This is a genomic window from Alteromonas sp. C1M14, assembly GCF_018860965.1.
Lineage (GTDB): Bacteria > Pseudomonadota > Gammaproteobacteria > Enterobacterales > Alteromonadaceae > Alteromonas.
In genome coordinates, this window is record NZ_JAHKQF010000008.1 from 1 (window position 1) to 26,065 (window position 26,065).

General features: G+C 43.4%; 26 protein-coding genes. 11 read left to right on the top strand and 15 right to left on the bottom strand.

Annotated features, from left to right (window positions below; genetic code table 11):
* Positions 1–148: 148 nt before the first annotated feature.
* From KO501_RS04645 to KO501_RS04690, 10 genes are all read right to left on the bottom strand, one after another.
* Positions 149–415: a hypothetical protein gene (locus tag KO501_RS04645; RefSeq protein ID WP_216028484.1), complete on the bottom strand. Its 267-nt coding sequence runs from the start codon at positions 413–415 to the stop codon at positions 149–151.
* A 93-nt stretch (positions 416–508) separates the two neighbouring features.
* Positions 509–934 (bottom strand): DUF4160 domain-containing protein, encoded by a 426-nt coding sequence (locus KO501_RS04650; RefSeq protein WP_216028485.1) that lies wholly within the window; start codon positions 932–934, stop codon positions 509–511.
* Positions 935–1,043: 109 nt separating this feature from the next.
* On the bottom strand, positions 1,044–1,913 hold the full coding sequence (locus KO501_RS04655; protein WP_216028486.1) for a hypothetical protein: 870 nt from the start codon (positions 1,911–1,913) through the stop codon (positions 1,044–1,046).
* Positions 1,914–2,060: 147 nt separating this feature from the next.
* The gene (locus KO501_RS04660) at positions 2,061–2,405 is read right to left on the bottom strand and encodes a lactoylglutathione lyase (protein WP_216028487.1); all 345 of its coding nucleotides are present in this window, start codon (positions 2,403–2,405) and stop codon (positions 2,061–2,063) included.
* A gap of 106 nt (positions 2,406–2,511) precedes the next feature.
* Positions 2,512–2,814, bottom strand: coding sequence for a hypothetical protein (locus KO501_RS04665; protein WP_216028488.1), 303 nt, complete (start codon positions 2,812–2,814; stop codon positions 2,512–2,514).
* 125 nt (positions 2,815–2,939) lie between these two features.
* On the bottom strand, positions 2,940–3,377 hold the full coding sequence (locus KO501_RS04670; RefSeq protein WP_216028489.1) for a hypothetical protein: 438 nt from the start codon (positions 3,375–3,377) through the stop codon (positions 2,940–2,942).
* Between the two features lie 171 nt (positions 3,378–3,548).
* The gene (locus KO501_RS04675; RefSeq protein ID WP_057791331.1) at positions 3,549–3,830 is read right to left on the bottom strand and encodes a hypothetical protein; all 282 of its coding nucleotides are present in this window, start codon (positions 3,828–3,830) and stop codon (positions 3,549–3,551) included.
* Between the two features lie 1,012 nt (positions 3,831–4,842).
* Positions 4,843–5,262, bottom strand: coding sequence for a hypothetical protein (locus KO501_RS04680; protein WP_216028490.1), 420 nt, complete (start codon positions 5,260–5,262; stop codon positions 4,843–4,845).
* A 111-nt stretch (positions 5,263–5,373) separates the two neighbouring features.
* On the bottom strand, positions 5,374–5,841 hold the full coding sequence (locus KO501_RS04685; RefSeq protein ID WP_216028491.1) for a hypothetical protein: 468 nt from the start codon (positions 5,839–5,841) through the stop codon (positions 5,374–5,376).
* Positions 5,842–6,458: 617 nt separating this feature from the next.
* The gene (locus KO501_RS04690; protein ID WP_216028492.1) at positions 6,459–6,821 is read right to left on the bottom strand and encodes a hypothetical protein; all 363 of its coding nucleotides are present in this window, start codon (positions 6,819–6,821) and stop codon (positions 6,459–6,461) included.
* Positions 6,822–7,060: 239 nt separating this feature from the next.
* Between KO501_RS04690 and KO501_RS04695 the strand changes: the two genes are divergently transcribed.
* Positions 7,061–8,029: an integron integrase gene (locus KO501_RS04695; protein WP_216028493.1), complete on the top strand. Its 969-nt coding sequence runs from the start codon at positions 7,061–7,063 to the stop codon at positions 8,027–8,029.
* A gap of 53 nt (positions 8,030–8,082) precedes the next feature.
* Here the strand turns inward: KO501_RS04695 and fadA are convergent, their stop codons facing one another.
* Together fadA and fadB are read right to left on the bottom strand one after the other, a co-directional pair.
* Complete coding sequence (gene fadA / locus KO501_RS04700; RefSeq protein WP_216028494.1) at positions 8,083–9,246, bottom strand: acetyl-CoA C-acyltransferase FadA; 1,164 nt, start codon at positions 9,244–9,246, stop codon at positions 8,083–8,085.
* Positions 9,247–9,264: 18 nt separating this feature from the next.
* Entirely contained in the window at positions 9,265–11,415 is a 2,151-nt protein-coding gene (fadB, locus tag KO501_RS04705; protein ID WP_216028495.1) for a fatty acid oxidation complex subunit alpha FadB, read from the bottom strand.
* A 316-nt stretch (positions 11,416–11,731) separates the two neighbouring features.
* Here fadB and KO501_RS04710 point away from each other — a divergent pair, with 316 nt between their 5' ends.
* The 3 genes from KO501_RS04710 to KO501_RS04720 all read left to right on the top strand — a co-directional run bounded on the left by KO501_RS04710 (position 11,732) and on the right by KO501_RS04720 (position 15,933).
* The gene (locus KO501_RS04710) at positions 11,732–13,759 is read left to right on the top strand and encodes a transglycosylase SLT domain-containing protein (protein WP_216028496.1); all 2,028 of its coding nucleotides are present in this window, start codon (positions 11,732–11,734) and stop codon (positions 13,757–13,759) included.
* A 121-nt stretch (positions 13,760–13,880) separates the two neighbouring features.
* Positions 13,881–15,200 carry a Xaa-Pro dipeptidase gene (gene pepQ / locus KO501_RS04715; RefSeq protein WP_216028497.1) on the top strand — a complete coding sequence of 440 codons (1,320 nt, stop codon included), beginning with the start codon at positions 13,881–13,883 and terminating at the stop codon, positions 15,198–15,200.
* A 13-nt stretch (positions 15,201–15,213) separates the two neighbouring features.
* Positions 15,214–15,933: a divalent cation transporter gene (locus KO501_RS04720; protein ID WP_216028498.1), complete on the top strand. Its 720-nt coding sequence runs from the start codon at positions 15,214–15,216 to the stop codon at positions 15,931–15,933.
* Positions 15,934–15,990: 57 nt separating this feature from the next.
* On the opposite strand, the gene ispB is transcribed toward KO501_RS04720, so the two are convergent.
* Entirely contained in the window at positions 15,991–16,965 is a 975-nt protein-coding gene (gene ispB, locus KO501_RS04725) for an octaprenyl diphosphate synthase (protein WP_216028499.1), read from the bottom strand.
* 456 nt (positions 16,966–17,421) lie between these two features.
* Here ispB and rplU point away from each other — a divergent pair, with 456 nt between their 5' ends.
* From rplU to folA, 7 genes are all read left to right on the top strand, one after another.
* Positions 17,422–17,733 (top strand): 50S ribosomal protein L21, encoded by a 312-nt coding sequence (gene rplU / locus KO501_RS04730; protein ID WP_216028500.1) that lies wholly within the window; start codon positions 17,422–17,424, stop codon positions 17,731–17,733.
* 15 nt (positions 17,734–17,748) lie between these two features.
* Positions 17,749–18,006: a 50S ribosomal protein L27 gene (gene rpmA, locus KO501_RS04735; protein ID WP_216028501.1), complete on the top strand. Its 258-nt coding sequence runs from the start codon at positions 17,749–17,751 to the stop codon at positions 18,004–18,006.
* Between the two features lie 196 nt (positions 18,007–18,202).
* Positions 18,203–19,378 carry an Obg family GTPase CgtA gene (gene cgtA / locus KO501_RS04740; RefSeq protein WP_216028502.1) on the top strand — a complete coding sequence of 392 codons (1,176 nt, stop codon included), beginning with the start codon at positions 18,203–18,205 and terminating at the stop codon, positions 19,376–19,378.
* Between the two features lie 232 nt (positions 19,379–19,610).
* Positions 19,611–19,955 carry a hypothetical protein gene (locus tag KO501_RS04745; protein ID WP_216028503.1) on the top strand — a complete coding sequence of 115 codons (345 nt, stop codon included), beginning with the start codon at positions 19,611–19,613 and terminating at the stop codon, positions 19,953–19,955.
* Positions 19,956–19,972: 17 nt separating this feature from the next.
* Positions 19,973–21,217 carry an HlyD family efflux transporter periplasmic adaptor subunit gene (locus tag KO501_RS04750; RefSeq protein ID WP_216028504.1) on the top strand — a complete coding sequence of 415 codons (1,245 nt, stop codon included), beginning with the start codon at positions 19,973–19,975 and terminating at the stop codon, positions 21,215–21,217.
* 1 nt (position 21,218) lies between these two features.
* Entirely contained in the window at positions 21,219–23,441 is a 2,223-nt protein-coding gene (locus KO501_RS04755) for a peptidase domain-containing ABC transporter (protein WP_216028505.1), read from the top strand.
* 135 nt (positions 23,442–23,576) lie between these two features.
* The gene (gene folA, locus KO501_RS04760) at positions 23,577–24,080 is read left to right on the top strand and encodes a type 3 dihydrofolate reductase (RefSeq protein WP_252728177.1); all 504 of its coding nucleotides are present in this window, start codon (positions 23,577–23,579) and stop codon (positions 24,078–24,080) included.
* 59 nt (positions 24,081–24,139) lie between these two features.
* Here folA and rpoS read toward each other — a convergent pair whose 3' ends face one another.
* Positions 24,140–25,120 (bottom strand): RNA polymerase sigma factor RpoS, encoded by a 981-nt coding sequence (gene rpoS / locus KO501_RS04765; RefSeq protein WP_216028506.1) that lies wholly within the window; start codon positions 25,118–25,120, stop codon positions 24,140–24,142.
* A gap of 72 nt (positions 25,121–25,192) precedes the next feature.
* Positions 25,193–26,062, bottom strand: a complete 870-nt coding sequence (locus tag KO501_RS04770; protein ID WP_216028507.1) for a peptidoglycan DD-metalloendopeptidase family protein — start codon at positions 26,060–26,062, stop codon at positions 25,193–25,195.
* Positions 26,063–26,065 lie beyond the last annotated feature (3 nt).

A 26,065-nucleotide genomic window follows, 5' to 3' on the forward strand; every position in this document is an offset into this window, starting at 1 on the left:
AAATATTTTGTGGCTAACACCCCACTAAGGGGCGATAACACATGGGCTAAAATTAGGAACGAAGTGACGCAGCCCATGTGTTAGCGTCCCAGCGAGCGAAGCGAGTGCCTTGAGTGGATTGTTATGTGCGTTTAAAAACAACAGCATATTAACTACGCAGATAACGGACAAATTTAAGCGTTTGTTTGACCGCAAAAAAAGCCATAAATACTACAGCTACTACAGAAACTATAAAAACGAACCAGGTAGGAAAAAAATTTAAAAACCTAGTTTTTCTGCTTACTAGCTCGAAAGCCGTCCCGTTTTGCCATGCTTCGAAAACAGATTTTGACATCCAGCAGGTTGCAATAGTTGCTACCCAGTAAAAAAGAGCTGCTAAAAAAGCAATCTCAGTATCGCCGTTTTCCTTTTGCATGTTACTCCAAGCACATAACGGTTAACATATGGGGATTTTAGGAGCGCTTTTGGCCGAAGGCCAGCGAGTAAAATTCCCACCATAATGTTTTTGTTAGTTGCCACTTTCATGATACTTCCCTACCGAGCAGTTTGCAGGTCTTGTATTATTCCAAACTGTGATAAGTGCTTTTTTAGCCTTCATATTGTTAAACCAGTATTCAACCTTTCTTTTTTCTTTATTAGGCAAGCTGCCTTCGATTAATTCACAATTGTCGAGTCTAAATGCTGCTTTTGAATTTGGAGTTACAACATGAAAATGAGGTGGCGGATGTTCATTTGCGTATATTTCAATTTTGAGACTATTTATTCGCTCTACAAGTTGCTTAATTTCTAAAAGAACTGGACCGTCAGGGTCTAGATCATCTCTGACCAAAGTTTGTGATGAAAGCAAAGAATGTAGATGTTCAGCTAACTCATCTAAAGAATCAAAATCTTCAGGTGAATCATCATAAAACCATTTTGTTCCTTTAAAAGACATAAACCTTCCTGTGGCAACTAACGCCCAAATAATGGGCTAAAAATGGTTGGCTAAAATAAGCGACGCAGGAGCAAAAGCCAACTGTTTTTAGTCCTGATTAATTTGCTTGTTAGCACTTGTCAGCTTCAGACTTTAAGGAATATTCAATAACTGTTCTTGCCATAACATTTCCTATCTCATATTGGACAATAGCCTGTTTAACAATGGATTCAAGATGCTCCAGTAAAGGCCTCCATTCTCGATACCAGTCAATCATAAGCATTTGCTCTGTTGAAGTAATAGTATCAATCACTTCGTTTTTGACTTCTGCGTCTGCATTTTTTGTGAAAGCTGTTATAGCCGTGTGAATATACCTCATGTTCCGCACTATTGTTTCTAACTTCAAATATGCTTCGTAATCGAAATCATCTCTAACAGAATCAAGCGGATATAATAATTCATTTTTTACATCCTTTTTACGAAAGTATCCCCATATTTCCATTATGTCTTTGTGGGGTTGAAATGTTGCATTTGGATGTCTTCCGGTATCATAGTTACTTACGAAACTTTCGATTTCCATATTTATTCGCTCACGGCACTCTTCGATATAAGGAGTTAACTTTTCTATTTTATGATCTACATACTCTAATACTTTGAATATTTCTGCTGACTTTAGAGATCGAGCCTGACTTTCATTAGCCTTTTTCATACTCTTAATTTCGGAATACTGAAGCTTTAAATCTCTATTCTGTAACAACGCAGTTACGATAATCCATAAAAAGGCTAATACTCCAGCAAACCCAGCCAGTGAATCCCCAATTTCATTCATGTTTTTAGACATGATATTTTTTTCATTAGCAGTAATAATAAAGATCAATACAACCACAAAGCTAATATAGCTAGGGTAAGTTATTAACTTAGGATTTTTCTTATGAAATTTTTTAAGCATCACCGTGATGTATCTTAAAAGATACTTACCAAATTTTTTTAACTTATCCATACTAAGAATGCGATCCTTTAAAGAGTGCTAACGCCCGTATAAGCGGCACAAAAACGTAGCGGCGTTAAGTTAAAATTGCGAAGCACAAAAATAAACGCCGCGTAGTTTTTGTGTCCGAGCGAGCCTGCGAGCGACTTGATGCGTTTGTTAGCTGCCCAACTGCGTAATGTGCAACAGTTCACCCACTGGCCCCCATAAATAAAATACCTTACCCCATGACTCTTGTTGAACAGGGGTGATTTTTGTTTTGTGCTTTGAGTTTGAGCACAATTCAAATGCTTCGTAGATGTCTGAAACGCATATTTGAAGCATAAAATTATTTGCCAAATCTTGGTTGTAAAAACGTTGAAGAAAGAAAAGACAATCGCCGTTTTCAAACAAAGTGAGATCGTTTGTAACATACTCTGAACTAAACCCAATTTCCGAGTAAAACGATTTTGAGATTTCGTAGTCTTTACTTGGTACAAATGCTTTTATATCTATTACATCCATGATTCTTTCCAAAGGCAGCTAACGCCTAAATAAGAGGCTAAATATAGTGGGCTAAAATGGAGCGAAGCGAACAGCCCGCTGTATTTAGTCCTGCTTAATTTTCTTGTTATACGTTTTTACTACTGATTATTAGATTACAAGCACTTACCACATCAACTCGGTAAGACTCTACAATTTCAGCTAACTCTTTATCTGATTTAATTAAGAACTCAGCTGAACAAGCTTCTCTAACATGACTTAAAGGTAAATGATCTGTATCAGATGAAATTACACCAAAAACATGAAACTCAGTATTCCAACATTGACCATACCTTTTATTTCCAATTCGACAAAGATTTATAACTGTATTTAAGTAATCATCATCGCTTTCAAGTAATTTAGTAGCAAGTTTTATTGCATCATCAGACATTTAATTTACACCGAACTTTAGAAACGTATAACACCTAAATATGGGGCACAAACAGGCAGGCTACAATGGCGAAGCCGCCTGTTTGTTTGTGTCCCAGCCCGCCTGCGGGCGACATTATTTTTTTGTTAGGTGCCGACATAGTCCATTAAACCCATTTTATTTTTAATCCTTTTGGAAAGCGTGTTAAGCTCATTTTCTCTTTCAAAACCTTTACAGCCATGGTCTACTCGAACGGTTTTATGTTGTCCCGCATATTGAAAAGATAATATGCTGAATGGTTTATGAGGCACCTTTTTCTTACATTGAGGGTCTACTCCCTCCATATTCACACCATAACTATCTGAAAACAGGGTAAACTGATAACTATCTAATAGTTGCAGTATTTCTAAAAAGGTATCTGCTGAATTTTCGATTTTAAATGTTCGGCTTACGAAAGTACCATTTTCAATAATAAGCACCGTTGTACCATCACTAAAAATGGTTGCTTTATAATGTTCCCAGGGTTCCTCAAAGCTAGCTGAAGATATTGTAAATGAGTCGTGACTTGGCTGCTCACAAAACACGTTAAACACTACTAGATAGAGAGTTAGAAAGATGAACCTCATTTGAATCCCTTTAGCACCTAACTTTTAAATAAGGGGCGCAGACATGTGGGGCATAATGGCGAAGCCGCCCCGCGTGTATGCGTCCCAGCGAGCGAAGCGAGTGACTTAATTTTTTTGTTAGGCGCGCTACTAAACTGTTTCATATAGTTTTTGCTCCACTTGATGGTAAGCATTAATTTGAGATACTACGCTGCTTACCTCATCAAATGAGAATTTTGAACCGAAGTACAATATATATTTCTGATTTTCATCATCCATAACCCTGAACTCACAATCAACATCAAATTTTTCAATTAGCACATCATCTATGTAATCAATATGTTCGTAATCTAAAAGCTTGATTGCAGCGCCATACTGAGTATCTTGAAAAACTGTTATTTCTGAAAGTAGATACTGAAATTGATTTAACACTCTAGCTACCTAACGTTAAGCGAACCGGCACAAACCGTGGGCTATCATGCGCAGCAGCCCACGGTTTGTGTCCGATTGCGCGTTTTGTTAGCCACACTAGCAAACTGTCGCGGCTTGCCGCCAACAAATGCTAAAACTGCCGATTGCATTAATATATTGGCTTTTACTTTATGACAACCTAGGGATATTTGAAACCACCTTTGTTGTTTTAATTGACCTTTGAACGGATGCTGAAAAAAGAGAACCCTGTTAGGTAGACGATTAAGTAGTACAACTAACGTTGCCGACACTGATTTAGGCAAGTGGTTGAATGTGGCTAAGAAACGTGAAGCTACAAACGGTTGAGCATAATTAAAACCTAACTGCTGATATTTACCTGAGAAATCCATTCTCTACCCTGATTGATGCTTATGGTGGCTAACACCCACATAAGGGGCAGAAACACGTGGGCTAAAATATGGAGCGAAGCGACAGAGCCCACGTGTTACTGTCCCAGCGAAGCGACTTAATGTGTTTGTTATATTCGTTCCAAACACATCCTTGATGGCGTTTACCAAGGTTGTTGCAACTTAATAGCATACTTCTATTATCGTTTTATGTGTTAAATGCTTTATATAAGAAACCACTAAATGCAATAAGTAACAGAGCGTGTAACGCAATAGCTAATATGAAAAGGCTTGAGCAAGTTTCTTTAACATGTTCATCATCTATGGAATTCCATTTTCGCGTAAGAAGGAACTTTAAAAAGGCTACATTGTTAGAAGGCGTGCTGTTCATGAGCAGGGAAGGTGAGCCTATACTTTTAAAAGTCTCTGTATGATTTTCTTCTAAATAATGAAAAAAGTTCCTGCACAGAGCCATCCAGCACAGCACTGCCGGTATCAGTAAAACGAATAGGATTTCCATGGTATCCCTTAAGAATATAACGCCACGTTAAGCGGCAAGTAATAGCTGGTTAAAATAGCGAGGAACGAGCAACAACCAGCTGTTAATTGTCCGTTTGAACGCCTTGTTATGTGTATTTGCTTGTTTCTAATAGAATTTCATTTATTTCATGTTTTAATGCAAGGTCTGAAGATGACTTTGCAGCCTCATTTGCAAAATTAGCAAACTCCCAAGATTTATTAAACTCTTCCAATTCTTGGTATTGACATGCAATTGCTAAATTAATAGATGCAATGTACTCAATTAAGTTAGATTTTTTTGCAAGTTCTAATGCTTTAAAATAAATTGATAGTGCTTTTTCATTATTTGTATACGTAAAGTCACCCAATGTCTCCCATTGAAAAGGATGATCTAAAGGTGTGCCTTCGTGCGTTTCGCAAATATCTCGAATTGCATCATAAGCACCACTCTCTGAATTACTGTCCACAGCATTTACAATTTCTAAAGCTAGTAGATGAATTTTTTCATGATGAGGAGGTCGATTCATACTCTATACACATAACGCCCCAGTAAGGGGCAAATGCTTGCCCGCGAAAATAGCGGCAGCGCGGGCGAGTATTTGTCCCAGCGACCGAAGGGAGCGAGCTTGACTGGTTTGTTAGGTGACATTAGCGCTCCGGACTTTCCTGTAACGCATAGCAAGAATTGTAAGAATGCCACATAAAATACCGGTGCTAATTGCTCCATTTAGACCAAAAGAAACTACAAGCGGGCGCAAGATAAGCAAATGAATAATAAGCGCTGGTATTAATGCAATAGCGAATACTTTCAGCTTAACCGTTGATTCAAAAGGAGAGTTGCAGTGTGGACATACTTTTTTCTTTCCCCACTTATTGGCAGTTTTAGAGAAGAAACCTATTTTCTCTTCACAGGTTGGACACTTAAAGAACTGTTCGTTTGGTTCAAAATTATCTTCAAGCGTCTCTAGGCTACTTTTCTCTAATGGTTGTCGCGAAATTAATTCGCCTTTTATTCGCTCTGCTCGGTCTGGAAAGGCTTCTTTATCTATATTGGCTAGTGCATCTTCTAGCTCTGTAATCGAATACTCTGAATAATTTGGTTCCATCTATTAAATTCTCCTTGTCACCTAACACCTAAATATGGGGCACAAACAGGCAGGCTATAATGGCGAAGCCGCCTGCGTGTTTGTGTCCCAGCCCGCCTGCGGGCGACATAATTTTTTTGTTAGCTGTCATTGTTTAAACTGCCTCTGAAGCTTTTAAAAAGTCGAAGAAGACTAACAGTAAGTAATACGATAGCTAATGACGGGGAGTAAACCACTAACAACTCTGTTAAAGACAACGTATCGTTTTCCTGATAGCTATACTCTGATACGACGCCGGATAGGATACTTAGAATCAGTACAGTTATACAAGAGTAGACAAGCAGCCGAGAATCTTTGGAGTTAATGCGATGATTTAACTTAATTGAACTTACTAGCAAAGCGATGAAGCAAACACAGATGACAAGGGCATCTATAGCGTAAAAAAGAAATTCCAGTAAAGTAAAACCGTACATTTCATATATTACTTCCTCAAAAAATTCCATTTAACTTAATCCTAAAACCTGACTGCTAACTTTTCAATAACGGGCGCAGGCGCGTAGGGCATAATGGCGAAGCCGCCCTGCGTGTATGCGTCCCAGCGAACGAAGTGAGCGAGTTAATTGAGTTGTTATGTGCGTTCACGTCATTACCCCATTTAGCAGCATTCCAGGCATGAAAAAGCTAAAGGCGAATATACCAGAGCCTGTCAAAGCTAATGCCAGACAACAAAATGATGCTTGTAATGCGAAGACGCTAGGTTTTGCAGAATTACTATGCCTGATAGAAATTAATGCGAGATTAAGAATGTTTTTAAACTGTACGTAGAAGCGTTGTAGCCAAGCCGAAAGAGGTTGAAAGGCGACAAGCAAAAATGCAAACGCTACTTCGATACCGCCAAACTGCAAGAGTAGCGCGATTTCGGGAGCTAACGCTGCAATTACCAATATGCAGATGCCTATTACAGCCTTCTGAATGAATGTTAAATTTTCCCAATTTCTCATATAAATCCTTTTAGCACATAACAATTTAATGTACGGAAATAATCCTTTATGCAACATGGAATATTTCCATATATCCGTTTAATCATACTCTAACTTTGGCACGTAACTTCACATATATCAACATCCTACACTTTGTATCTGAATATCCTGTATCTAAGTACGGAATGTTTCCTTTTTATTTTACTGCGTTACAAATTCGCGTAAGACTGTTTGTATTTACAGTGAAAGACGAGAGCTATATGAGGTCTATGTTTATGCAGATGGTGGTCCAGCATATGCGAAATCGTCGGTATGCTAAGCGCACTATCGAGCTTTATTGTCGCTGGATCGTCAGCTATATACGCTTTAATAAAAATACTCATCCAGCAGAGATGGGAGACAAAGAAGTCGAGTTGTTTCTCTCTTATTTAGTGAACAAAAAGGATGTGGCACCAGCAACCCAAGCCAGTGCATTAAACGCATTGGCATTTCTTTATCGCGATGTGCTAGAAAGCCCTTTGTCTTTAAATTTAAACTTCGTTGCAAGTCGACGTCAGGCGAAACTACCCGTGGTATTAACCCAAGACGAGGTTGCGCGACTTTTGTCACAAATTCCCGCTAATTTGAAGCTCCCTGTTTCCTTGTTGTATGGAAGTGGTTTGCGGCTGATGGAAGCTGTTCGTTTACGTGTTAAGGACATCGATTTTGACTATAACGCAATTCGTATTTGGGACGGAAAAGGGGGTAAGCATCGTGTGGTTACTTTGGCTTGTGAGCTTAAACCTGGGCTAATACGGCAAATAAGCCTAGTGGAAAATTATCTGGCTGCTGATTTAAATAACCCTAAGTACAGTGGCGTCTATTTACCGCACCGTTTACGCGTGAAATACCCCAATGCTGCTAAAGAGCTTGGCTGGCATTATCTTTTTCCTTCTGCTCGTTTATCTGTAGATCCTGAAAATAAACAAATACGTCGGCATCACATCGATGAGTCGAGTATTCAAAAAGCAATCAGAAATACAGCCAAAGTGTGCCATATCAAAAAGAAGGTAACGCCCCATACATTACGCCATTCATTTGCCACGCATTTATTACAAGGGGGCGCTGATATTCGAACGGTGCAAACACAGTTAGGTCATGCTGATGTAAAAACCACACAAATTTATACCCATGTGCTGCAACAAGGCGCCCAAGGCGTTGTAAGTCCTCTTTCCCGGGTACTAAAATGAGTAAACAAAAAAGGGCCAAAGGCCCTTTTAAAATTAACACCAAATGAAGCTAGCTAAACCCGTTCAAACACCGTGGCTATGCCTTGGCCAAGACCGATACACATGGTTGCTAAACCAAGGGTCTTGTCTTTGCTTTCCATAAGGTTTAGTAAGGTCGTACTGATACGAGAGCCAGAGCATCCTAAAGGATGGCCAAGTGCAATAGCCCCACCGTTCAGATTTACTTTCTCATCGTATTTATCCAGCCAACCCAATTGCTTAATACAGCTCAATGCTTGAGCGGCAAAAGCTTCGTTGAATTCGGCGATTTCAATGTCATCCATAGTGAGGCCAGCCCGTTTTAGTGCTTTTTGTGTTGCAGGCACTGGGCCATACCCCATAATGGCCGCATCACAACCCGCTACCGCCATACTACGGATTTTGGCGCGAGGGGTGAGCCCTAACGCCTTGGCTTTGTCGGCAGACATTACCAGCATGGCCGATGCCCCATCGGAAATGGCCGAGGCCGTCCCTGCTGTTACCGTACCGTTAACTGGGTCAAATACGGGGCGCAATCCTGAAAGGGTTTCCACGGTGGTTTCCGGGCGAATAACTTCATCAGCTTCAATGAGTTTTAAAACCCCGTCTGCATCATGGCCTTCCACCGGCACAATCTCGTTGTTCCAGCGTCCTTCAAGGTGGGCTTTATGAGCCAACTGGTGTGAGCGCGCACCAAAGACATCCTGCATTTCTCGGGTGATGCCATTTTGACGCCCCAGCAATTCTGCGGTCATCCCCATATTACCCGATGCTTTTGCCGTATATTTTGCCAGTTCTGGGTGGAAGTCCACATTAAAGGTCATGGGAACGTGGCCCATATGTTCTACGCCGCCAATCAGGTAAACGTCTCCGCGTCCTGTCATGATGCCACTAGTAGCATCGTGCAAGGCTTGCATTGACGAGCCGCACAAGCGGTTTACGGTTACCGCCCCCGTAGAGCGGGGAATGTTCGTCAACAATTGGGCATTACGGGCAATATTAAAGCCCTGTTCTTTCGTTTGTTGAACACAACCCCAAATAATGTCTTCAATTTCAGCCGGATCTAAGTTTGGATTTCTTTCTAACAACGCATTCATTAAGTGCGCGGTAAGGGTTTCGGCCCGTACATTGCGAAAAACACCGCCCTTCGAGCGACCCATGGGCGTACGAATGGCGTCAACGATGACTACTTCTTTCATTTTCTTCTCCTTGGGTCGTTATGCGAAATAAGATTTGCCTTCGGCGGCCATTTGGCGAACACCGTCGGAAATCTGATAAATAGGGCCAAGATGGGCGTATTTATCGGCCAATTCCACAAATGCGGTTAGCCCCATTGTTTCGATATAACGGAAAATACCACCGCGGAAAGGCGGGAACCCTAAACCATATAACAGCGCCATATCTGCTTCGGCGGCGCTGGCCACAATACCTTCTTCTAAGCAACGAATCGCCTCATTGGCCATGGGGATCATAAGCCTTGCGATAACTTCCTCTTTGCTAAAGGTTTGGCTTTCTGCACTATGGGGAGCAATTAGGGCATAAGCGTCTTCGGCGGCTTCCTTCGTTAGACGGCCGCGCTTATCTGTACCGAAGTTATAAAACCCTTTGCCGTTTTTCTGACCTAAACGAGAGGCTTCATAAAGTAAGGTAACCGGATCATTAGGCAGCTTCTGCATACGCTCGGGTATGCCTTCAGCCATCACGCTAGCGGCGTGATCAGCGGTATCCATGCCCACCACATCAAGTAAGTAAGCAGGGCCCATTGGCCAACCAAAGTCTTTCTCCATCACTTTATCAACGCTAACAAAATCAGCACCGTCTAGTACCAGTTGGCTAAAGCCGGCAAAGTAGGGGAACAATACGCGATTGACCAAAAAGCCCGGGCAGTCGTTCACCACTATGGGCGTTTTGCCCATAGTAAGGGCGGTGGCAACCACCGCATTGATGGTATCTTCAGAGGTGTTTTCACCCCGAATAATTTCCACCAAGGGCATACGATGCACCGGATTAAAAAAGTGCATGCCACAGAAGCGTTCTGGCTTGTGGAGGTTTTTGGCTAATTGGTTAATAGAAATGGTTGAGGTATTCGAGCAAATAATTGCGTCATCACTGACCACTTCCTCGGTTTCCTTGATAACAATACCTTTCACTTTGGGGTTTTCTACCACGGCTTCAATAACTACGTCACAGTCTTTCATGGTGCTGTATTCAAGGGTCGGCGTAATGGCATTTAACGTTGCGGCCATTTTCTTGCCGTCCACTTTGCCCCGCTGCATGCCCTTGTTTAAAATTTTAGCCGCTTCGTTTAGGCCTAACTCCAAGGCGTCTTCATTAATGTCTTTCATGACCACAGAAAGACCTTTAGAGGCGCTTTGATAAGCAATGCCACCGCCCATAATGCCTGCCCCTAAAACCGCGTTTAATGTTGCCGTTTTCGTGGCCGCCTTAGCGAGTTTTTTACCTTTACTTTTAACCAGTTGGTCGGCTAAGAAAATACCTATCTGTGCTTTAGCCGCATCGGTTTTAGCCAGTTTGACGAAACCTTCGTTTTCCAATTTTAAAGCACCGTCACGATCAAGACGGGAGGCATTTTTAACGGTTTCCACCATCATATGCGGGGCGGGATAGTGTTTGCCTGCTTTAGCAGCAACAAAGGCTTGAGCGGTAGAAAAGCTCATGGTGGCTTCGTTTTTATTCAGTTTAAGCGGTGCTTTTTTACTTGCTCTGCGGCTTTCCCAGTTTAGCTTGCCAGCGATGGCATCTTTAACCATCGATTTGGCGGCGTCACCTAGTTTCTCAGGTGACACTACAGCATCTACCGCACCCACGCTTAATGCTTGTTCACCTTTGTGGTTTTTGCCAGTAGACATCCATTCCAAAGCGTTGTCTGAACCAATAAGTCTGGGCAGACGCACCGTACCACCAAAACCTGGCATCAATCCAAGCTTAACTTCGGGTAACCCAATAGAAGCCGTCGTGTCTGCCACCCTAAAATCACAGGCCAAGGCCATTTCACATCCGCCACCCAAAGCAAATCCATTTACGGCGGCAATGGTCGGGAAGGGAAGGTCTTCGAAGCGGTTAAATACTTCGGAGGTTTTCCCCACCCAATGCAATATGTCCTCTTCGGATTGCTCAAACATGGCTGTAAATTCAGTAATATCAGCACCTACAATAAATGCAGATTTGCCACTGCGTACTACAACTGCAGATACACCGTCATGACTAGATAGGGCAGTGGTGGCTTCATCAAGTTCAGTAATGGTTTCACGATCAAATTTGTTAACTGAACCATTGGCATCAAAAATCAGCTCAGCAATACCATCATCTGACAACGTAACGGTCAGATTTTTGCCTTCGTATATCATATTCGTCTCCTTCGGCAATGGCGGAAAATCAGATAAGCAACAGCTAAAATTTCATTTTAGCGTCATACTCTGACATGTTAGTGTGGCATTGATTCTGACAATGCTACGAAAAATTTCAATAAAAATTCAAACAACTGTTTACATTTTTTTATTAAGTGGCGTTTTGTGCGGTGAAATTCAAGGTCGAATTAACCTCGTTAGTTTGTATAATGGTAAGAGAAGCAGGTGTTCGCCAGCATAAATCGTTTTTTGGGGTGTTTTATGTTCATGCTCGTTGGCTTCACTGTTGTCCTTTTTTCTTGGCTGGATGGTTAATATGCATATTTTTGCGGTAACCCGCCTTAAGTGTCTTTGGTGTTTTTCGTTCTCTGGTGTCTTTCTCTGGGGTATTTTAAGTGCGGGTGTTCTAGCGCAAAGCCAGGATGAAGGCTCATCAGCATTGCTATCTCAGCGTGCACAGTTTCTTGAACTTGAAAAACAGCTTGGTCGCGCCAGCCGGCAAACGGTAGAGCGTTTAGAAGATGAGGTGGCCGCCTTGTCTAGTTATCCTTTGCACCCTTATTTGGTTCGACAGCAACTCGATCAGCGAATGGACTTAGCCCATCGCCATGCCATTGAAGAGTTTTTACTCACATACAATAACCAACCATTTACCTACGGACTAAGAGGTAGATGGCTACGTTATTTAGCTAAACATGATCAGAAAAAAGCGTTTTTAGCCAATTACCGAGATGGTATGGGCGCCACCATTACCTGTCAGTATCTTGAATATCAATTGCAAGATGCCAAGCAACCACAGTATTGGTTAGAAAAAGTCACGCCGATATGGTTAAGTGGCTATTCGCAGCCAAATGAATGCGATCCCGTTTTTAAGCAGTGGCAACAAGCAGGGTTGATGACCACAGAGCATGTGCTGCAACGTATTGAAAAGGCGGCATTGGCCGGCAATGCCAATCTCGTAACATACCTCAAATCGAAATTACCTAAAGCCAAGCAATACCTTCCTGCCCTGTGGCTAGGAATAACTCGCGCTCCTCAATGGGCGCTCAAACAATCGAAGTTTCCATTAGCTCAACCCACTGTAGAAGCCAAAATGCTCGCTTACGGGGTTGAAAAGTTAGCTTGGAAAGATCCCGAATCAGCCATTCGTGCCTATCATTTATGGCAACCTAAAAATCTGTTTAACCAAACCCAACGGCTTAGTATTCATAGAGCTATCGCACTAAGCTTGGCTATTGATGATAAGCCCCAAGCAGACGAGTGGTTGCGGCGGGCCGATGTAGCAGGTGCAAAAAGCGATATTAAACGCTGGCATATGGCTTATTTATTGAAACACAGGCAGTGGAAAGAAGTGTTGGCACTTATTGCTGATGCACCAGATACTATTCAACAACAAGATAGCTACCGCTATTGGCGCGCCCGCAGTTTAGCAGAACTGGGAATGGAAGATGAGGCGCAAACCTTGTATCAAGCCCTATCTCAAGAACGGCATTTTTACGGTTTTATGGCCAGTGCGAAACTGGCACAGCCGCCAACCATCAAGCACCAATCAGTACCTAAAGACGAACAAACCTTGTCAATGATAAGTCAGCGTCCAGCTGCACAGCGCGCGAAAGAATTTTTGGCACTTAACCGATTAGTGGACGCACGTCGTGAGTGGCGTTATTTGGTGAAGTCGTTAGATCCGGCGCAAATTAAAGATGCGGCTTTACTGGCTAGTGAATGGGGGTGGTTCGATCAAGCCATTATCAGTTTTACTCAAAGCGGGTTTATGGACGATATCGAAAAGCGTTTTCCATTAGCTTATGCTGAACAGTTTGCGGCGCTAGGAAGCGTGTATGATATTAAGCCGGCCTTTGCCATGGCTATCGCCCGCCGCGAAAGCTCATTTATGGTCGATGCCGTGTCGCCAAGCGGTGCTCGTGGCCTCATGCAGCTCATGCCTGGTACGGCTAGGTATATCGCCAAGAAGAAGGTCACCACCAGTGAATTGTACGATGCAGACCAAAATGTTACCTACGGTGTGCAGTATCTGCGGTATTTGATGGATAAAATGGGCGATGATCCGGTACTGGTGTCGGCATCCTATAACGCCGGTTGGCAAAGGGTAATGCAGTGGTTACCCGAAGATCGCACAGTCGACACCGATATATGGATTGAAACCATTCCCTATAAAGAAACCAGAAGTTATGTGAAAGCAGTTATGGCCTATCGCTATATTTATGAATATCAGTTGGGTGAATCTCCGTCACTTTTCCAGCAATTGGCAAAATCTGCTATTCCTTCTGCTCCTGGGCTGTTGCCCGCCTCAGGAGGAAAAACGGGTACCTACGCACCGAAATAACCGCTGCCAGTGAGGTCATGTACTGACCTCATCTTCGCTTTATTTTTTCCGGCTTTTTCTCGTGATAAGCTTAGCCCGTGGCTTAATCGGCAGTGTTAAAAACGACAGTATAAGAGGCTTTATGACAATAATAACAGACAGTTATGCATCCCATGTTGCAACCATGCAAACCCGAACAAAAGAAGCGCTACAGCGTGAAGGTCTAGATGGGTTTGTAATACATGCCGGTCAAAGTAAACGCTTATTTTTAGACGATAACGATTATCCGTTTAAGGTAAACCCCCATTTCAAAGCTTGGCTACCGGTTATCGATAATCCCAATTGCTGGTTGGTAGTCAACGGCTCAGATAAGCCCAAACTCATTTTTTATCGGCCTAAGGATTTCTGGCACAAAGTGCCCCCAGAACCTAATGATTTCTGGGTAAACTATTTCGACATTGTGTTACTGACACAAGCCGACGCGGTAGAAAAATATCTGCCGTATGACAAAAAAGGCTTTGCCTACATCGGTGAGTATATCGAAGTTGCCAGAGCATTAGGCTTTGACAATGTAAACCCCGACCGAGCGCTTCACTATTTGCATTATCAGCGCGCTTATAAAACCGATTACGAACTGGAATGTATGCGCGAAGCTAATAAGTTGGCGGTACAGGGGCATAAAGCTGCTCATGCTGCATTCATGGAACAAGGCAGTGAATTTGAGATTAAACAGGCATACAACAGCGCGGCATCCCATGGCGACAACGACTTACCTTATACCAGTATTGTCGCATTAAATGAGCATGCGTCTATTCTTCACTATATGCATTACGATATTACCCGCCCTGGGGTTCATCGCAGTTTTCTTATCGATGCCGGTGCGACTTATAACGGATATGCCGCTGATATTACCCGCACATATAGCCATCAAGATGATCACTTTGCCCAACTTATCGCCCAAGTTGACAAGGTAACCACCACATTGGGCGATGCCCTTAAGCCTAACGTGTCCTATTCAGATCTCCATGTACTGGCCCATGATGGTATTGCTCAAATTTTACATGATGCCAATATAGTTAATTTACAGCCCCAGGATATTGTAGAGCAGGGCATTACCCGTACGTTCTTTCCCCATGGGATTGGTCATTTTCTTGGCTTACAAGTGCATGATGTGGGCGGGCTCGTTAACGATGATCGCGGCACACCTAAACCACCACCGGAAGACCATCCATTTCTTCGCTGTACCCGCCTGGTAGAAGCCAGACAAGTTTTTACCATTGAGCCCGGGCTCTATTTTATCGACAGCTTATTACGAGAACTTCAAGCTAGCCCAGCGTCAAAATACATTAACTGGGATACGGTTGAACTGTTTCGTCCATTTGGTGGTATTCGAATTGAAGACAATATTATTGTTCATCGTGATCGTAACGAAAATATGACCCGTGAGTTAGGATTAAAGTAAGGAGCAAGCCGGTATGCCTGATCAGCATGTGTTAACGGTGATTGGTGTTGCACTGCTGGCAGGACTCGCCATGCCTGCGGGCGCAATTTTAGCCTTTAACGATAAAATACAGCCCCAGTGGTTAGAGCAGGAAATTCGTCACGGGGTAATGGCATTAGGGGCAGGGGCGCTTATTTCAGCCGTTGCCCTTGTGCTTATCCCTGATGGCATAAAGCATCATACAACGGTGTCAGCTTCTTTGTGTTTTATTGGCGGGGCGTTGGCGTTTATGGCGCTTGATGTATACCTGGCTAAACATAATACGCCGGCCAGTCAACTGGCGGCCATGCTTAGCGATTTCATACCCGAATCTCTTGCGTTAGGAACAACTGCAGCCATGGGCGGCGGTACCATGTTATTGGGAATGCTCATCGCCATCCAGAATTTACCTGAGGGGTTTAACGCTTATCGAGAAATGAGCGACTCTTCGGCGTCGAACCCTAAACGACTGATTATGAAGTTTGCAACTATGGCGTTGCTAGGGCCAATCATGGCGGCCATAGGATATTACTGGCTTGCAAGTTATCCCACCATTATCGGTGGAATTATGCTGTTTGCTGCGGGTGGTATTTTATATTCGGTTTTTCAAGATATGGCGCCACAAATCCATATGAAGAATCGATGGATGCCGCCAATGGGGGCAATTCTAGGTTTTCTTATAGGAATAATTGGGTTTATGCTCGAAACAAGCTAATACTCTTTTTGTTCCTACTCCCTCCATGGAGAGGAACACGGTAGTCTTGTCACAACGCTAGCTTGTTCGTGCCACTGCAAGGTGAGCCAAGCCTTTAAGCGCCTCTTTAAAAGGAGAATCCGCAATAACAGCAAGGGCTTCTATGGCTTTGTTTTTTTCTTCTTCGGCGCAGCGTCGGGTGTAGGCTAAAGCGCCAGTTTGATGCATGATTTTTTGAATCCGAATCAAATGTGGCAATCCATTGGCTTTTTCTATTGCCTCTCGAATCAGCGCTTTGTCGTCGGCATTATCACTATGCCACATGGCGTATAACAGCGGCAGAGTGGGTTTGCCTTCGGCCAAATCATCACCGGTATTTTTACCCATTTCTTCGGCTTCAGAGGCATAATCAAGAATATCATCGGCTAGTTGAAAAGCGGTGCCTAAATGTTTGCCATAATTTTGCATTGCAGTTTCAACTTGCGGTGACTGATTAGTGAGTACCGCGGCAAGTTGTGTGGCAGCTTCAAATAAGCGGGCTGTTTTTCCATAAATGACATCAAAGTAACGTTGCTCGGTGGTGTCTGGGTCGTTGCAATTCATTAATTGCAGTACTTCACCTTCAGCAATGCGATTGGTGGCATCTGACAGAATTTCCATAACTCGCATGCTGTTTAGGCTCACCATCATTTGAAATGATCGTGAATATAGGAAATCACCCACTAACACACTGGCTTGATTACCAAAAATCGCGTTGGCGGTTTCTTGTCCACGCCGCAGTGTTGATTCATCAACAACATCATCATGAAGAAGGGTTGAAGTATGAATAAATTCAATGATGGCAGCCAGTGTATGATGCTGCTCGTTTTCGATACCCATTGCTCTAGCAGACAGAACTGCTAGCAGTGGACGTAACCGTTTGCCGCCGCTATTTACAATGTAAAAGCCCAGTTGATTAATAAGGGAAACCTCAGAATCTACCTGCTGTTGAATGAGTGCATTCACGGCTTTCATATCCGCAGCGGCAAGCTCGCGAATCTTATCTATATCCATTAACATTACGTGCGCGTTGATTCTATTATGTTTAGTCTGAAGCGATGATTGTACCTGAAACTCTATGGGTATCCACCCACATAACTGAAAAACTCAGACTTCCGCAGAAATTTTCGTCAAAAACCCAAAGTTTCGTCGAAATTATTCGTATAAATGTGTGTAACATCGAAGTTAAATGGGTCAAAATGCTAGCATCAGTCTGTTGCGGCTGTGTTTAGCCGAATTAGTTGGCATACTGGAAAAAATATTGTTATATCAGTGTTCTAGTAGAATATTAAGGCGAATTTTTGTGCCACGAAACTCACAGGAATCGATATCTAACCCCATGATTATCACAAAGAGTGAAAAATAATCAAATTTTGTGATTTTCGGGGTTGTGATTTAAGGATGTTTCACGTACAATTCGCGCCCTGTTTTTTGAATTGAAGCGTCAAGTGACGCAGAGCGGAGTAGAATATGTACGCGGTTTTCCAAAGTGGCGGTAAACAGCACCGTGTGGCTGAAGGCCAGACCGTTCGTCTAGAGAAGATCGAAGTCGCGCCAGGCGAGACTGTTGAATTCGATAACGTATTAATGGTTAGCAACGGTGACGATGTTAAGATCGGCACACCTTTAGTGGCAGGTAGCAAGATTACTGCTGAAGTTGTACAACACGGTCGTGGCGATAAAGTAACTATCGTTAAGTTCCGTCGTCGTAAGCATTCTCGCAAACAAGCGGGTCACCGTCAGTGGTTCACAGAAGTGAAAATCACTGGTATTAACGCATAATAGGAGCACTAACACATGGCACACAAAAAAGCTGGTGGTAGTACCAAAAACGGTCGTGATTCAGAAAGTAAACGTCTTGGTGTTAAACGCTTTGGCGGTGAATCTGTTCTTGCTGGTAATATCATCGTAAGACAACGTGGTACACGTTTCCACGCTGGCGACAATGTAGGTATCGGTAAAGATCACACGTTATTTGCTTTAAAAGACGGTAAAGTTCAGTTCGATATAAAGGGCAAGAACAACCGTAAATTTGTAAGCATCGTTGGCGAGTAATCGCAACCAAGCTTAACGCCGAACAGGCTTAAAAAACCCCGCTTAGGCGGGGTTTTTTGTTTCTACCGGTGTTGCCGTTTTATACACTGGTACAAATAAAACGAAAAACCAAAACTGATTTGACACTGTAGTGATTGGCACAATGGTGTAAACTTAGCGTTCAAATTGAGTAGTCGATAACGACTCGGAGTGATAAATGAAATTTGTTGATGAAGCTGAAATTCGTGTTGAAGCCGGCGACGGTGGGAACGGCGTAGTTGGCTTTAGACGAGAAAAATACATCCCGAAAGGTGGTCCTGACGGCGGTGATGGTGGTGATGGTGGCTCTGTTTACCTACAGGCCGATGAAAACCTCAATACCCTCATTGATTATCGCTTTGAGCGTTTTCACCGTGCCGAACGTGGTAAGAATGGCCAAGGAAGCAACTGTACGGGGCGTGGAGGTGAAGATCTCACTTTACATGTGCCAGTAGGTACCCGAGCAACGGATATCGAAACAGGAGAGGTTCTTGGCGATCTCACCAAACATGATCAACGAATGAAAGTGGCCCAAGGCGGATTCCACGGCTTAGGTAATGCACGGTTTAAAAGTAGTACTAACCGTGCACCTCGACAAAAAACCAATGGTACGCCGGGGGAAATTCGTAACCTTAAACTTGAATTAATGCTGTTAGCTGATGTGGGCCTACTTGGTATGCCTAATGCGGGTAAATCTACCTTCATTCGTTCCGTTTCGGCCGCTAAGCCAAAAGTGGCTGATTATCCGTTTACTACCTTGGTACCGAATCTTGGCGTGGTTAGACAAGACGCTCAGCGTAGTTTTGTCATTGCCGATATTCCCGGTCTTATTGAAGGGGCAGCAGAAGGCGCGGGTTTAGGTATCCGGTTCTTAAAACACTTAGAACGCTGTCGCATCTTGCTCCATCTTGTGGATCTTCTGCCCGCGGATGAAAGTGATCCTGCTGAAAATGCACAGAAAATCATTTCCGAGCTAGAAAAATACAGTCCAAAACTGGCAGCTAAGCCTCGTTGGTTGGTCTTTAACAAGGTGGATCTTCTGTTAGAAGATGAAGTTGAAGCGCTTTGTAAAGAAATTACCCAAAAGCTGAACTGGGATGGCCCTGTTTATCAGATTTCTGCGTTCCAAAAAATGAATACTGACCCCTTGTGTCACGATATCATGAACTTCATTGAAACCTTGCCCGCAGTGGAAGAGGTAGATGACAGTGAAGAAGAGGAAATCGAATTTAAGTGGGACACTTACCACAAAGAAACATTAGAGGCTGACGTTGTTGATTACGACGACGAAGACGATGATAATGACGACGACGAATGGGATGATCATCCCAACGTAGTTTACACCAAAGAATAAGCGGCGTTATTTGCCTTTTCCCCACCTGCTGCGAGTGCGTCGGCAGGTGGTATATGAGGTTTCTGCTCTTTTTACTCCCTATCTGTTATTAACTAAGAAGCTTTTTGATTTTCTTATACGCCTAAATCTGGCCCGTTTGTTCAGTAGTCTCCCGCTATTATCACTGTCACTATAGAGTCACGGATTGTGATTTTGCTAATTAGGTTACTAGTTACGTTAAAGGGACTACGCCATGACGATAAGGGAATATTTTCAACACTACTACCACATTGTATGCCAAGGCGATTTAGCCCAACTAGATGGGCTGTTTCATACCGATTCCCCGTTTTTAATTGCCATAAAAAATCAATACGAGTTACTGCGTAAACAGGTAACCATGCGTGTGGATATCGAATTGCTTGAGTTGCTAGCCAAGCAAGATGATCTCATTGTAGTACGCGACAAAATTATGGTTGAAGGGGCGAACGGCAACAATGTACATCGTAACCATTCGGGTAACCTTCATGTATTAACTAAGCGCGCTGATGGCGAATGGAAGTTTCTTTCCTCGCTGTGTATTGATGCGGTAACGCCGTAATACGTGTAGGTACAACTATGTCTTCATTTTTTAGAAAAGAAGCATTGGCTCATCAAAAACATAAATTAGACGGCAGCGTTATTATCGCTACGCCGATGTCTTTTCACATCACCCTGGCACTCATTGTGTGCATTGTACTTACCACAGGAATGTATCTTTTTTGGGCCGAATACCACCGTAAAGAGGTGGTCGCAGGGTATTTACGTCCTGCCACAGGCGTAAGTAAGGTCTATGCTACAGCATCAGGCATTGTGGATGAGGTGTACGTTAAAGAAGGCGATGTGGTGGAAAAAGGCCAGCCTTTGGCTCGGATCCGACTGGATAGACAATTAGGATCTGGGGCGGGTCTTAACGAAGCTATTATTAATGAACTACTTACTCAAAAGCATTTACTCGAAACCAACTTGCATCGTCGTCAAGCGCTATACCAAGTACACGATGAAAAATTAACTGCGCAAATACGAAATATAAAAGCGCAACACCAGCAAGCCCTTACCCAACAAGATTTATTACGGGAACGTTTACGCCTTAGTGTGGAAAAGCATGATGATATCCAAAAACTGGTAGAGCGGGGGTTTGTGGGAAAGCACCAACTTGATACTCAGCAAGATACGGTACTTACCATCCGTCAACAATTACAAGATATCAATACGCATATATTGGCAGTGACCGATGAGCTCAATCAGTTTCACTATCAACACCGTCAGTTACCCATCGAACATCAACAATCTATTGCTGACCTTCAATCTGAACTAGCAGGGATTAATCAGCAAATATCCCAAGCTGACGCTCAGCGCAGTTTTGACGTTGTCAGTAATCGGGGCGGAGCCGTAACCAGTTTGCTGGTCAAAGACGGAATGATGGCCCATGCTAATCAGCCATTAATGTCTATTTTACCTGAAGAAGCACCTTTAGAAGCGGTGTTATTTGTGCCTACCCGCGCCTATGGTTTTGTGACCAAAGGGCAGTCTACTCGGATACGTTATCAGGCGTTTCCTTATCAGCGTTTTGGTATTTATGAAGGTCAGATCAGCGCGGTGGCTAAATCGGTATTATTGCCTAATGAAACGGCACTGCCAGTGTCTTTTAATGAGCCAGTCTACCAAGTAGTGGTAACCCTAGCGCAGCAAAATATCATGGCTTATGGTGTTACCGTATCCCTTCAATCGGGCATGTTACTCGAAGCTGACATTATGGTTGATAACCGCAGTTTACTTGAATGGTTGTTTGAGCCTATTTTTAGTATTCAAGGAGCCGTGTGACATGAACAACCCACGGCACTTACTCAGACTTAGCGGCACTAAGCGGCTTCCGTTAATTATGCAAACTGAAGGGGCGGAATGTGGCTTAGCTTGCTTAGCCATGGTGGCAGGATATTATGGCTATAAAACAGACTTAACCTACCTTCGACAGCGCTACGCCATCTCTTTACAAGGTGCCACCCTAGAACAATTAATGGAAATAGCTGACCGAATGCAGCTAAGTTCTCGAGCGCTTCGGGTAGAAATCTCGCACCTAAAGCAACTCACATTGCCGTGTATTGTGCATTGGGATATGAACCATTTCGTGGTGCTCAAGCGAGTTAAACGAGATCAGGTCGAGCTTCATGATCCCAGTTTAGGCGAGCGTACCGTGAAAATGCGTGTTTTCTCAAACCACTTTACCGGCGTTGCACTTGAACTGTCGCCTACCAAAGGGTTTAAACCCGAAGATACACGCACCAAGATGACATTGAGTGATTTTTGGAGCAGTATCTCAGGGTTAAAATCGGCCCTAGCAAACCTCTTTATTTTATCTCTATTGCTGCAGCTATTTGTCATAGCGTCGCCTTATTATCTGCAATTGGTCATCGATGAGGTAACTATCAGTCATGATAAAAATCTCCTGATCGTACTGGCGATGGGGTTTGGTGCACTGATGTTCATTGACGTTGTCACCAGTGCCGTACGAAGCGTACTGATATTGCATTTTGGTAACCTTATGAGTATTCAGTTAGGCGCAAACTTGTTTCATCATTTAATTAGATTACCCCTACAGTACTTCGAAAAACGTCATATCGGCGATGTGGTTTCTCGGTTCGGTTCTTTGCAACACGTAAAAGCTTTGCTCACCCAAGGGCTCATTGAAGCCGTGGTAGATGGCATGATGGCGTTAATTACCCTAGTGATGATTTTTATTTATAGCCCACTACTTAGTATGTGGGTGCTTGTGGCTATTGTTCTGTATGGCCTTTTTCGCCTTGTGATGTACCGCCCATTGCGCCACATGTCTGAAGAAATGATTATTAACCAGGCCAAAGAACAATCTAATTTCATGGAAACCGTAAGAGCAATACAAGCGATTAAGTTATTTGGCCGAGAGGTGCAACGGCAAAGTTTGTGGCATAACCGCTATGCCGATAGTTTAAATTCAGGCATAAAAGTGGGTCACTTAACGATAACCTACGAAACCTTTAACAAATTTATCTTTGGTTTGGAAAACGTGCTGGTGGTGTATTTTGCCGCCTTATTAGTAATGGATGGCGCGTTTTCGGTGGGTATGATGGTGGCGTTTATGGCATACAAGCGCCAGTTCACAGAAAAAATGGCAGGGCTTATTGAAAAGCTAATCGAGTTTAGAATGATCAGCTTGCATTTTAACCGGTTGGCCGATATTGCTTTAACGGCAAAAGAAACAAGCTTAAGAGGGATGCAAGCCCTCAATCCCTTGTCTGGAAATTTATCGGTACAACAACTCACGTTTCGCTACAACCACAAATCGCCACCTATTTTTTCTGGTCTGAGTTTTACCATACGAGCAGGAGAATCACTTGCCTTGGTAGGGCCTTCAGGCTGTGGCAAAACCACACTGATAAAAATTCTGTTGGGGCTTTTTATCCCCGAAAGAGGCCAAATTAAAGTGGATGGCATAGAGATTCATCAGGCTGGGTTAGAAGAATACCGTCATCAAGTTGCAGCCGTCATGCAAAATGACCAATTGTTATCAGGCTCCATTGCCGAAAACATCAGTTTTTTTCACCCTATACTGAATATGAAGCGAATTGAATGGGCCGCAAACATTGCCGCAGTCCATCAAGATATTATGCAAATGCCAATGGGGTACAATACCTTGGTTGGCGACATGGGCGCTGCGCTATCCGGCGGACAAATACAACGAATTTTGCTAGCAAGGGCATTGTACAAACAGCCTAAAATTCTAATTATGGACGAGGCGACCAGTCATCTAGATACCGCGCTGGAGTCGAAGGTAAACAGTCAAATAAAAGCACTGGATATTACTCGCATCATCATTGCACATCGCCCTCAAACCATCGCCAGTGCAGACCGTGTTATTGAAATTAATCAAGGCAGTCTTATCGAGTGGGATACACCGCTGGGTTTCAAACCCGAGCAACCTTGCCCTGCGGTGTGTTTGGATGTCAGCGATGTTGCCCCTTTGCACGAATGTGATCCAAAAGGTTGTGAAATAGACCTAAGCCATTGCTAATTCAGTGACAAAAAGCAATACGCTATACTCAAATATAAAGCGGTGGGCCAAAACCGTATTACTAGGCATGCAGGGTAAGTTCTATTACACTCGCTGCCCTCAACAACATGAATATTGCAACGGTAGTAAGCGAATATGAAAATAGCAATGATAGCCGCCATGGCAGAAAACCGAGTTATTGGTGCCGACAATGATATGCCATGGCATTTGCCGGCTGATCTAAAGCATTTTAAATCGGTCACTTTAGGCAAGCCCGTTATTATGGGAAGAAAAACCTATGCTTCCATTGGTAAACCCTTGCCCGGGCGTCCTAACATTGTTATTTCGTCCCAACCTGCATCTTCGTTTCCTGCTAGTGTTACCGTGGTGAAAACGCCCCAAGAGGCACTCAATCATGCTGTGATGTTGGTCGGCGAGCAAGATGAAGTCATGATCATTGGTGGCGGGGCCATCTACAATACCTTCCTTCCATTAGCCGATGTGCTTTATCTTACGTTTATTAAGTTACAAACCGAAGGGGATACGGTTTTTCCTGATTATACTCAAGAAGGAGCGTGGCAAGAGGTCTCTCGAGAATCCCACTGCGCCGACGAGAAAAATGCTTATGATTATGAGTTTGTGACATTGCAGCGAAGCTAACAAAAAAAGCCAGGGGATGAGACCCTGGCCTTTTGTTACACATTACACACGTACGGGTGTTATTCACCCATTTGATCGAACATGCTCTCTAATGTTAGCCCTTGATGACCTAACGTGTCTTTCAGGCGACGTAACGCTTCTACTTGAATTTGTCTAACACGTTCTCGGGTTAAACCGATCTCTGTGCCCACATCTTCTAGTGTAGACGGTTCGTAACCAAGAAGACCGAAACGACGAGCTAATACTTCACGTTGCTTAGGATTCAGATCCTCAAGCCACTTTACAATATTCGCTTTCATATCGTTGTCTTGAAGGTTTTCTTCAGGACCACACTCGTTGCTATCGGCAAGGATGTCCAACAACGCCTTGTCATTTTCACCACCAATGGGAATATCAACAGAAGTAATGCGCTCGTTGAGTCTTAGCATTCGGCTGACTTCTTCCACCGGTTTATCTAACGCCTTCGCTATTTCATCCGCCGTAGGCTCATGGTCAAACTTCTGTGACAACTCTCGAGCACAACGCAAATACACGTTAAGCTCTTTGACCACATGAATGGGCAAACGGATTGTACGGGTTTGATTCATAATAGCCCGCTCAATGGTTTGTCGAATCCACCATGTTGCGTAGGTTGAGAAGCGGAAACCGCGTTCTGGATCAAACTTCTCTACCGCTCGAATTAATCCGAGGTTACCTTCTTCTATCAAGTCTAGCAGTGCTAGACCACGGTTATTATAGCGTCGAGCTATCTTAACCACTAAGCGAAGGTTCGATACGATCATTCGCTTTCGAGAGGCGTCACAGCCTTTGAGCGCGCGACGTGCGAAATAGACTTCTTCTTCAGCGGTTAGCAAGGGAGAAAAACCTATTTCTCCTAAGTAAAGCTGAGTGGCGTCTAAATTTTTTGGTGCTTCCTCCTGAGATAACTTGTTGTTATCTTTGTCAGATTTTATATCAGCGCCAGAATTATGATCCGGCATTTCCCTCTCGAGTTCTTCCCGAGAATTTGATTCGATTACAGCGGTTTTTTGTTGACCCACGACTGCATCTCCTGCGTTGTTGGTTACCCTGCGATGTTCTCCTTAACTTTCTTATTATTTATTTTTATTATTTTATTTTTTTGGCAGATAACGGAGTGGATCTAATGATTTCCCCCGATATCTAACTTCAAAATGAAGTCTGACCGAATCTGTTCCCGTGTTACCCATGGTGGCAATTTGCTGCCCTGCGGCTACCCATTGCTGTTCTTTCACCAAGATTTTGTCATTGTGTGCATAGGCACTTAGCATGGCATCGGTGTGTTTTATAATCACCAGGTTGCCATACCCGCGTAACGCATTTCCTGCATAAACGACTTTACCTAATGCCGCTGCTACAATGGGAGTCCCTTTTGGGGCTTCGATATCAACGCCTTTGTTACCCGATGCTTCGGGGTCAAAAGCGCCACTTACCTTCCCATTTGTTGGCCAAATCCATTTTGACACCGTTTTCGGAAAACTCCGCCGAAGCGGTTTTTTCTGCTTTTCCGTCAAAGGTTTGACAATAGTAACTTCTTGGTTGTTAACACGAATTTCACTTTCACTGTACGCTTGGGGCTTTTTGGGGTCAACACTCCTTTTGTCGTAATTTTTCGTGGTCGTACCAGTTTTTTCTTGAACTTTTGGATGAGAGGTGTTTTGTGTCAGCGCTGTCATTTTCTTCGGTTTAAGACGCAGCGTTTGTCCGGGGAAAATAGAGTAAGGTGCTGAAAGATCATTGTAATTTGCAAGATCACGATAGTCGTTTCCGGTGTACCAAGCGATGGCAAATAAGGTATCTCCTTTCTTTACCATATAAGTACTACTGTGAAATGCATTTTCTTCGGTAAGGGGTTGGCTATCTAATAAAGTGACCGGAGCGGGGGCTGTTCTACTAGAACAGGCCGTCAAAAAAATGACGGGGAAGAGTAGGGAAATTGACAAATAAGCTGTTTTTTTATCCATTTC

What these genes read in the sequence shown, in the direction of transcription:
- KO501_RS04645 (WP_216028484.1), bottom strand. Translation starts at nt 415, where the DNA reads ATGCAAAAGGAAAACGGCGATACTGAGATTGCTTTTTTAGCAGCTCTT.
- KO501_RS04650 (WP_216028485.1), bottom strand. Translation starts at nt 934, where the DNA reads ATGTCTTTTAAAGGAACAAAATGGTTTTATGATGATTCACCTGAAGAT.
- KO501_RS04655 (WP_216028486.1), bottom strand. Translation starts at nt 1,913, where the DNA reads ATGGATAAGTTAAAAAAATTTGGTAAGTATCTTTTAAGATACATCACG.
- KO501_RS04660 (WP_216028487.1), bottom strand. Translation starts at nt 2,405, where the DNA reads ATGGATGTAATAGATATAAAAGCATTTGTACCAAGTAAAGACTACGAA.
- KO501_RS04665 (WP_216028488.1), bottom strand. Translation starts at nt 2,814, where the DNA reads ATGTCTGATGATGCAATAAAACTTGCTACTAAATTACTTGAAAGCGAT.
- KO501_RS04680 (WP_216028490.1), bottom strand. Translation starts at nt 5,262, where the DNA reads ATGAATCGACCTCCTCATCATGAAAAAATTCATCTACTAGCTTTAGAA.
- KO501_RS04685 (WP_216028491.1), bottom strand. Translation starts at nt 5,841, where the DNA reads ATGGAACCAAATTATTCAGAGTATTCGATTACAGAGCTAGAAGATGCA.
- KO501_RS04690 (WP_216028492.1), bottom strand. Translation starts at nt 6,821, where the DNA reads ATGAGAAATTGGGAAAATTTAACATTCATTCAGAAGGCTGTAATAGGC.
- KO501_RS04695 (WP_216028493.1), top strand. Translation starts at nt 7,061, where the DNA reads ATGAGGTCTATGTTTATGCAGATGGTGGTCCAGCATATGCGAAATCGT.
- fadA (WP_216028494.1), bottom strand. Translation starts at nt 9,246, where the DNA reads ATGAAAGAAGTAGTCATCGTTGACGCCATTCGTACGCCCATGGGTCGC.
- fadB (WP_216028495.1), bottom strand. Translation starts at nt 11,415, where the DNA reads ATGATATACGAAGGCAAAAATCTGACCGTTACGTTGTCAGATGATGGT.
- KO501_RS04710 (WP_216028496.1), top strand. Translation starts at nt 11,732, where the DNA reads ATGCATATTTTTGCGGTAACCCGCCTTAAGTGTCTTTGGTGTTTTTCG.
- pepQ (WP_216028497.1), top strand. Translation starts at nt 13,881, where the DNA reads ATGACAATAATAACAGACAGTTATGCATCCCATGTTGCAACCATGCAA.
- KO501_RS04720 (WP_216028498.1), top strand. Translation starts at nt 15,214, where the DNA reads ATGCCTGATCAGCATGTGTTAACGGTGATTGGTGTTGCACTGCTGGCA.
- ispB (WP_216028499.1), bottom strand. Translation starts at nt 16,965, where the DNA reads ATGGATATAGATAAGATTCGCGAGCTTGCCGCTGCGGATATGAAAGCC.
- rplU (WP_216028500.1), top strand. Translation starts at nt 17,422, where the DNA reads ATGTACGCGGTTTTCCAAAGTGGCGGTAAACAGCACCGTGTGGCTGAA.
- rpmA (WP_216028501.1), top strand. Translation starts at nt 17,749, where the DNA reads ATGGCACACAAAAAAGCTGGTGGTAGTACCAAAAACGGTCGTGATTCA.
- cgtA (WP_216028502.1), top strand. Translation starts at nt 18,203, where the DNA reads ATGAAATTTGTTGATGAAGCTGAAATTCGTGTTGAAGCCGGCGACGGT.
- KO501_RS04745 (WP_216028503.1), top strand. Translation starts at nt 19,611, where the DNA reads ATGACGATAAGGGAATATTTTCAACACTACTACCACATTGTATGCCAA.
- KO501_RS04750 (WP_216028504.1), top strand. Translation starts at nt 19,973, where the DNA reads ATGTCTTCATTTTTTAGAAAAGAAGCATTGGCTCATCAAAAACATAAA.
- KO501_RS04755 (WP_216028505.1), top strand. Translation starts at nt 21,219, where the DNA reads ATGAACAACCCACGGCACTTACTCAGACTTAGCGGCACTAAGCGGCTT.
- folA (WP_252728177.1), top strand. Translation starts at nt 23,577, where the DNA reads ATGAAAATAGCAATGATAGCCGCCATGGCAGAAAACCGAGTTATTGGT.
- KO501_RS04770 (WP_216028507.1), bottom strand. Translation starts at nt 26,062, where the DNA reads ATGGATAAAAAAACAGCTTATTTGTCAATTTCCCTACTCTTCCCCGTC.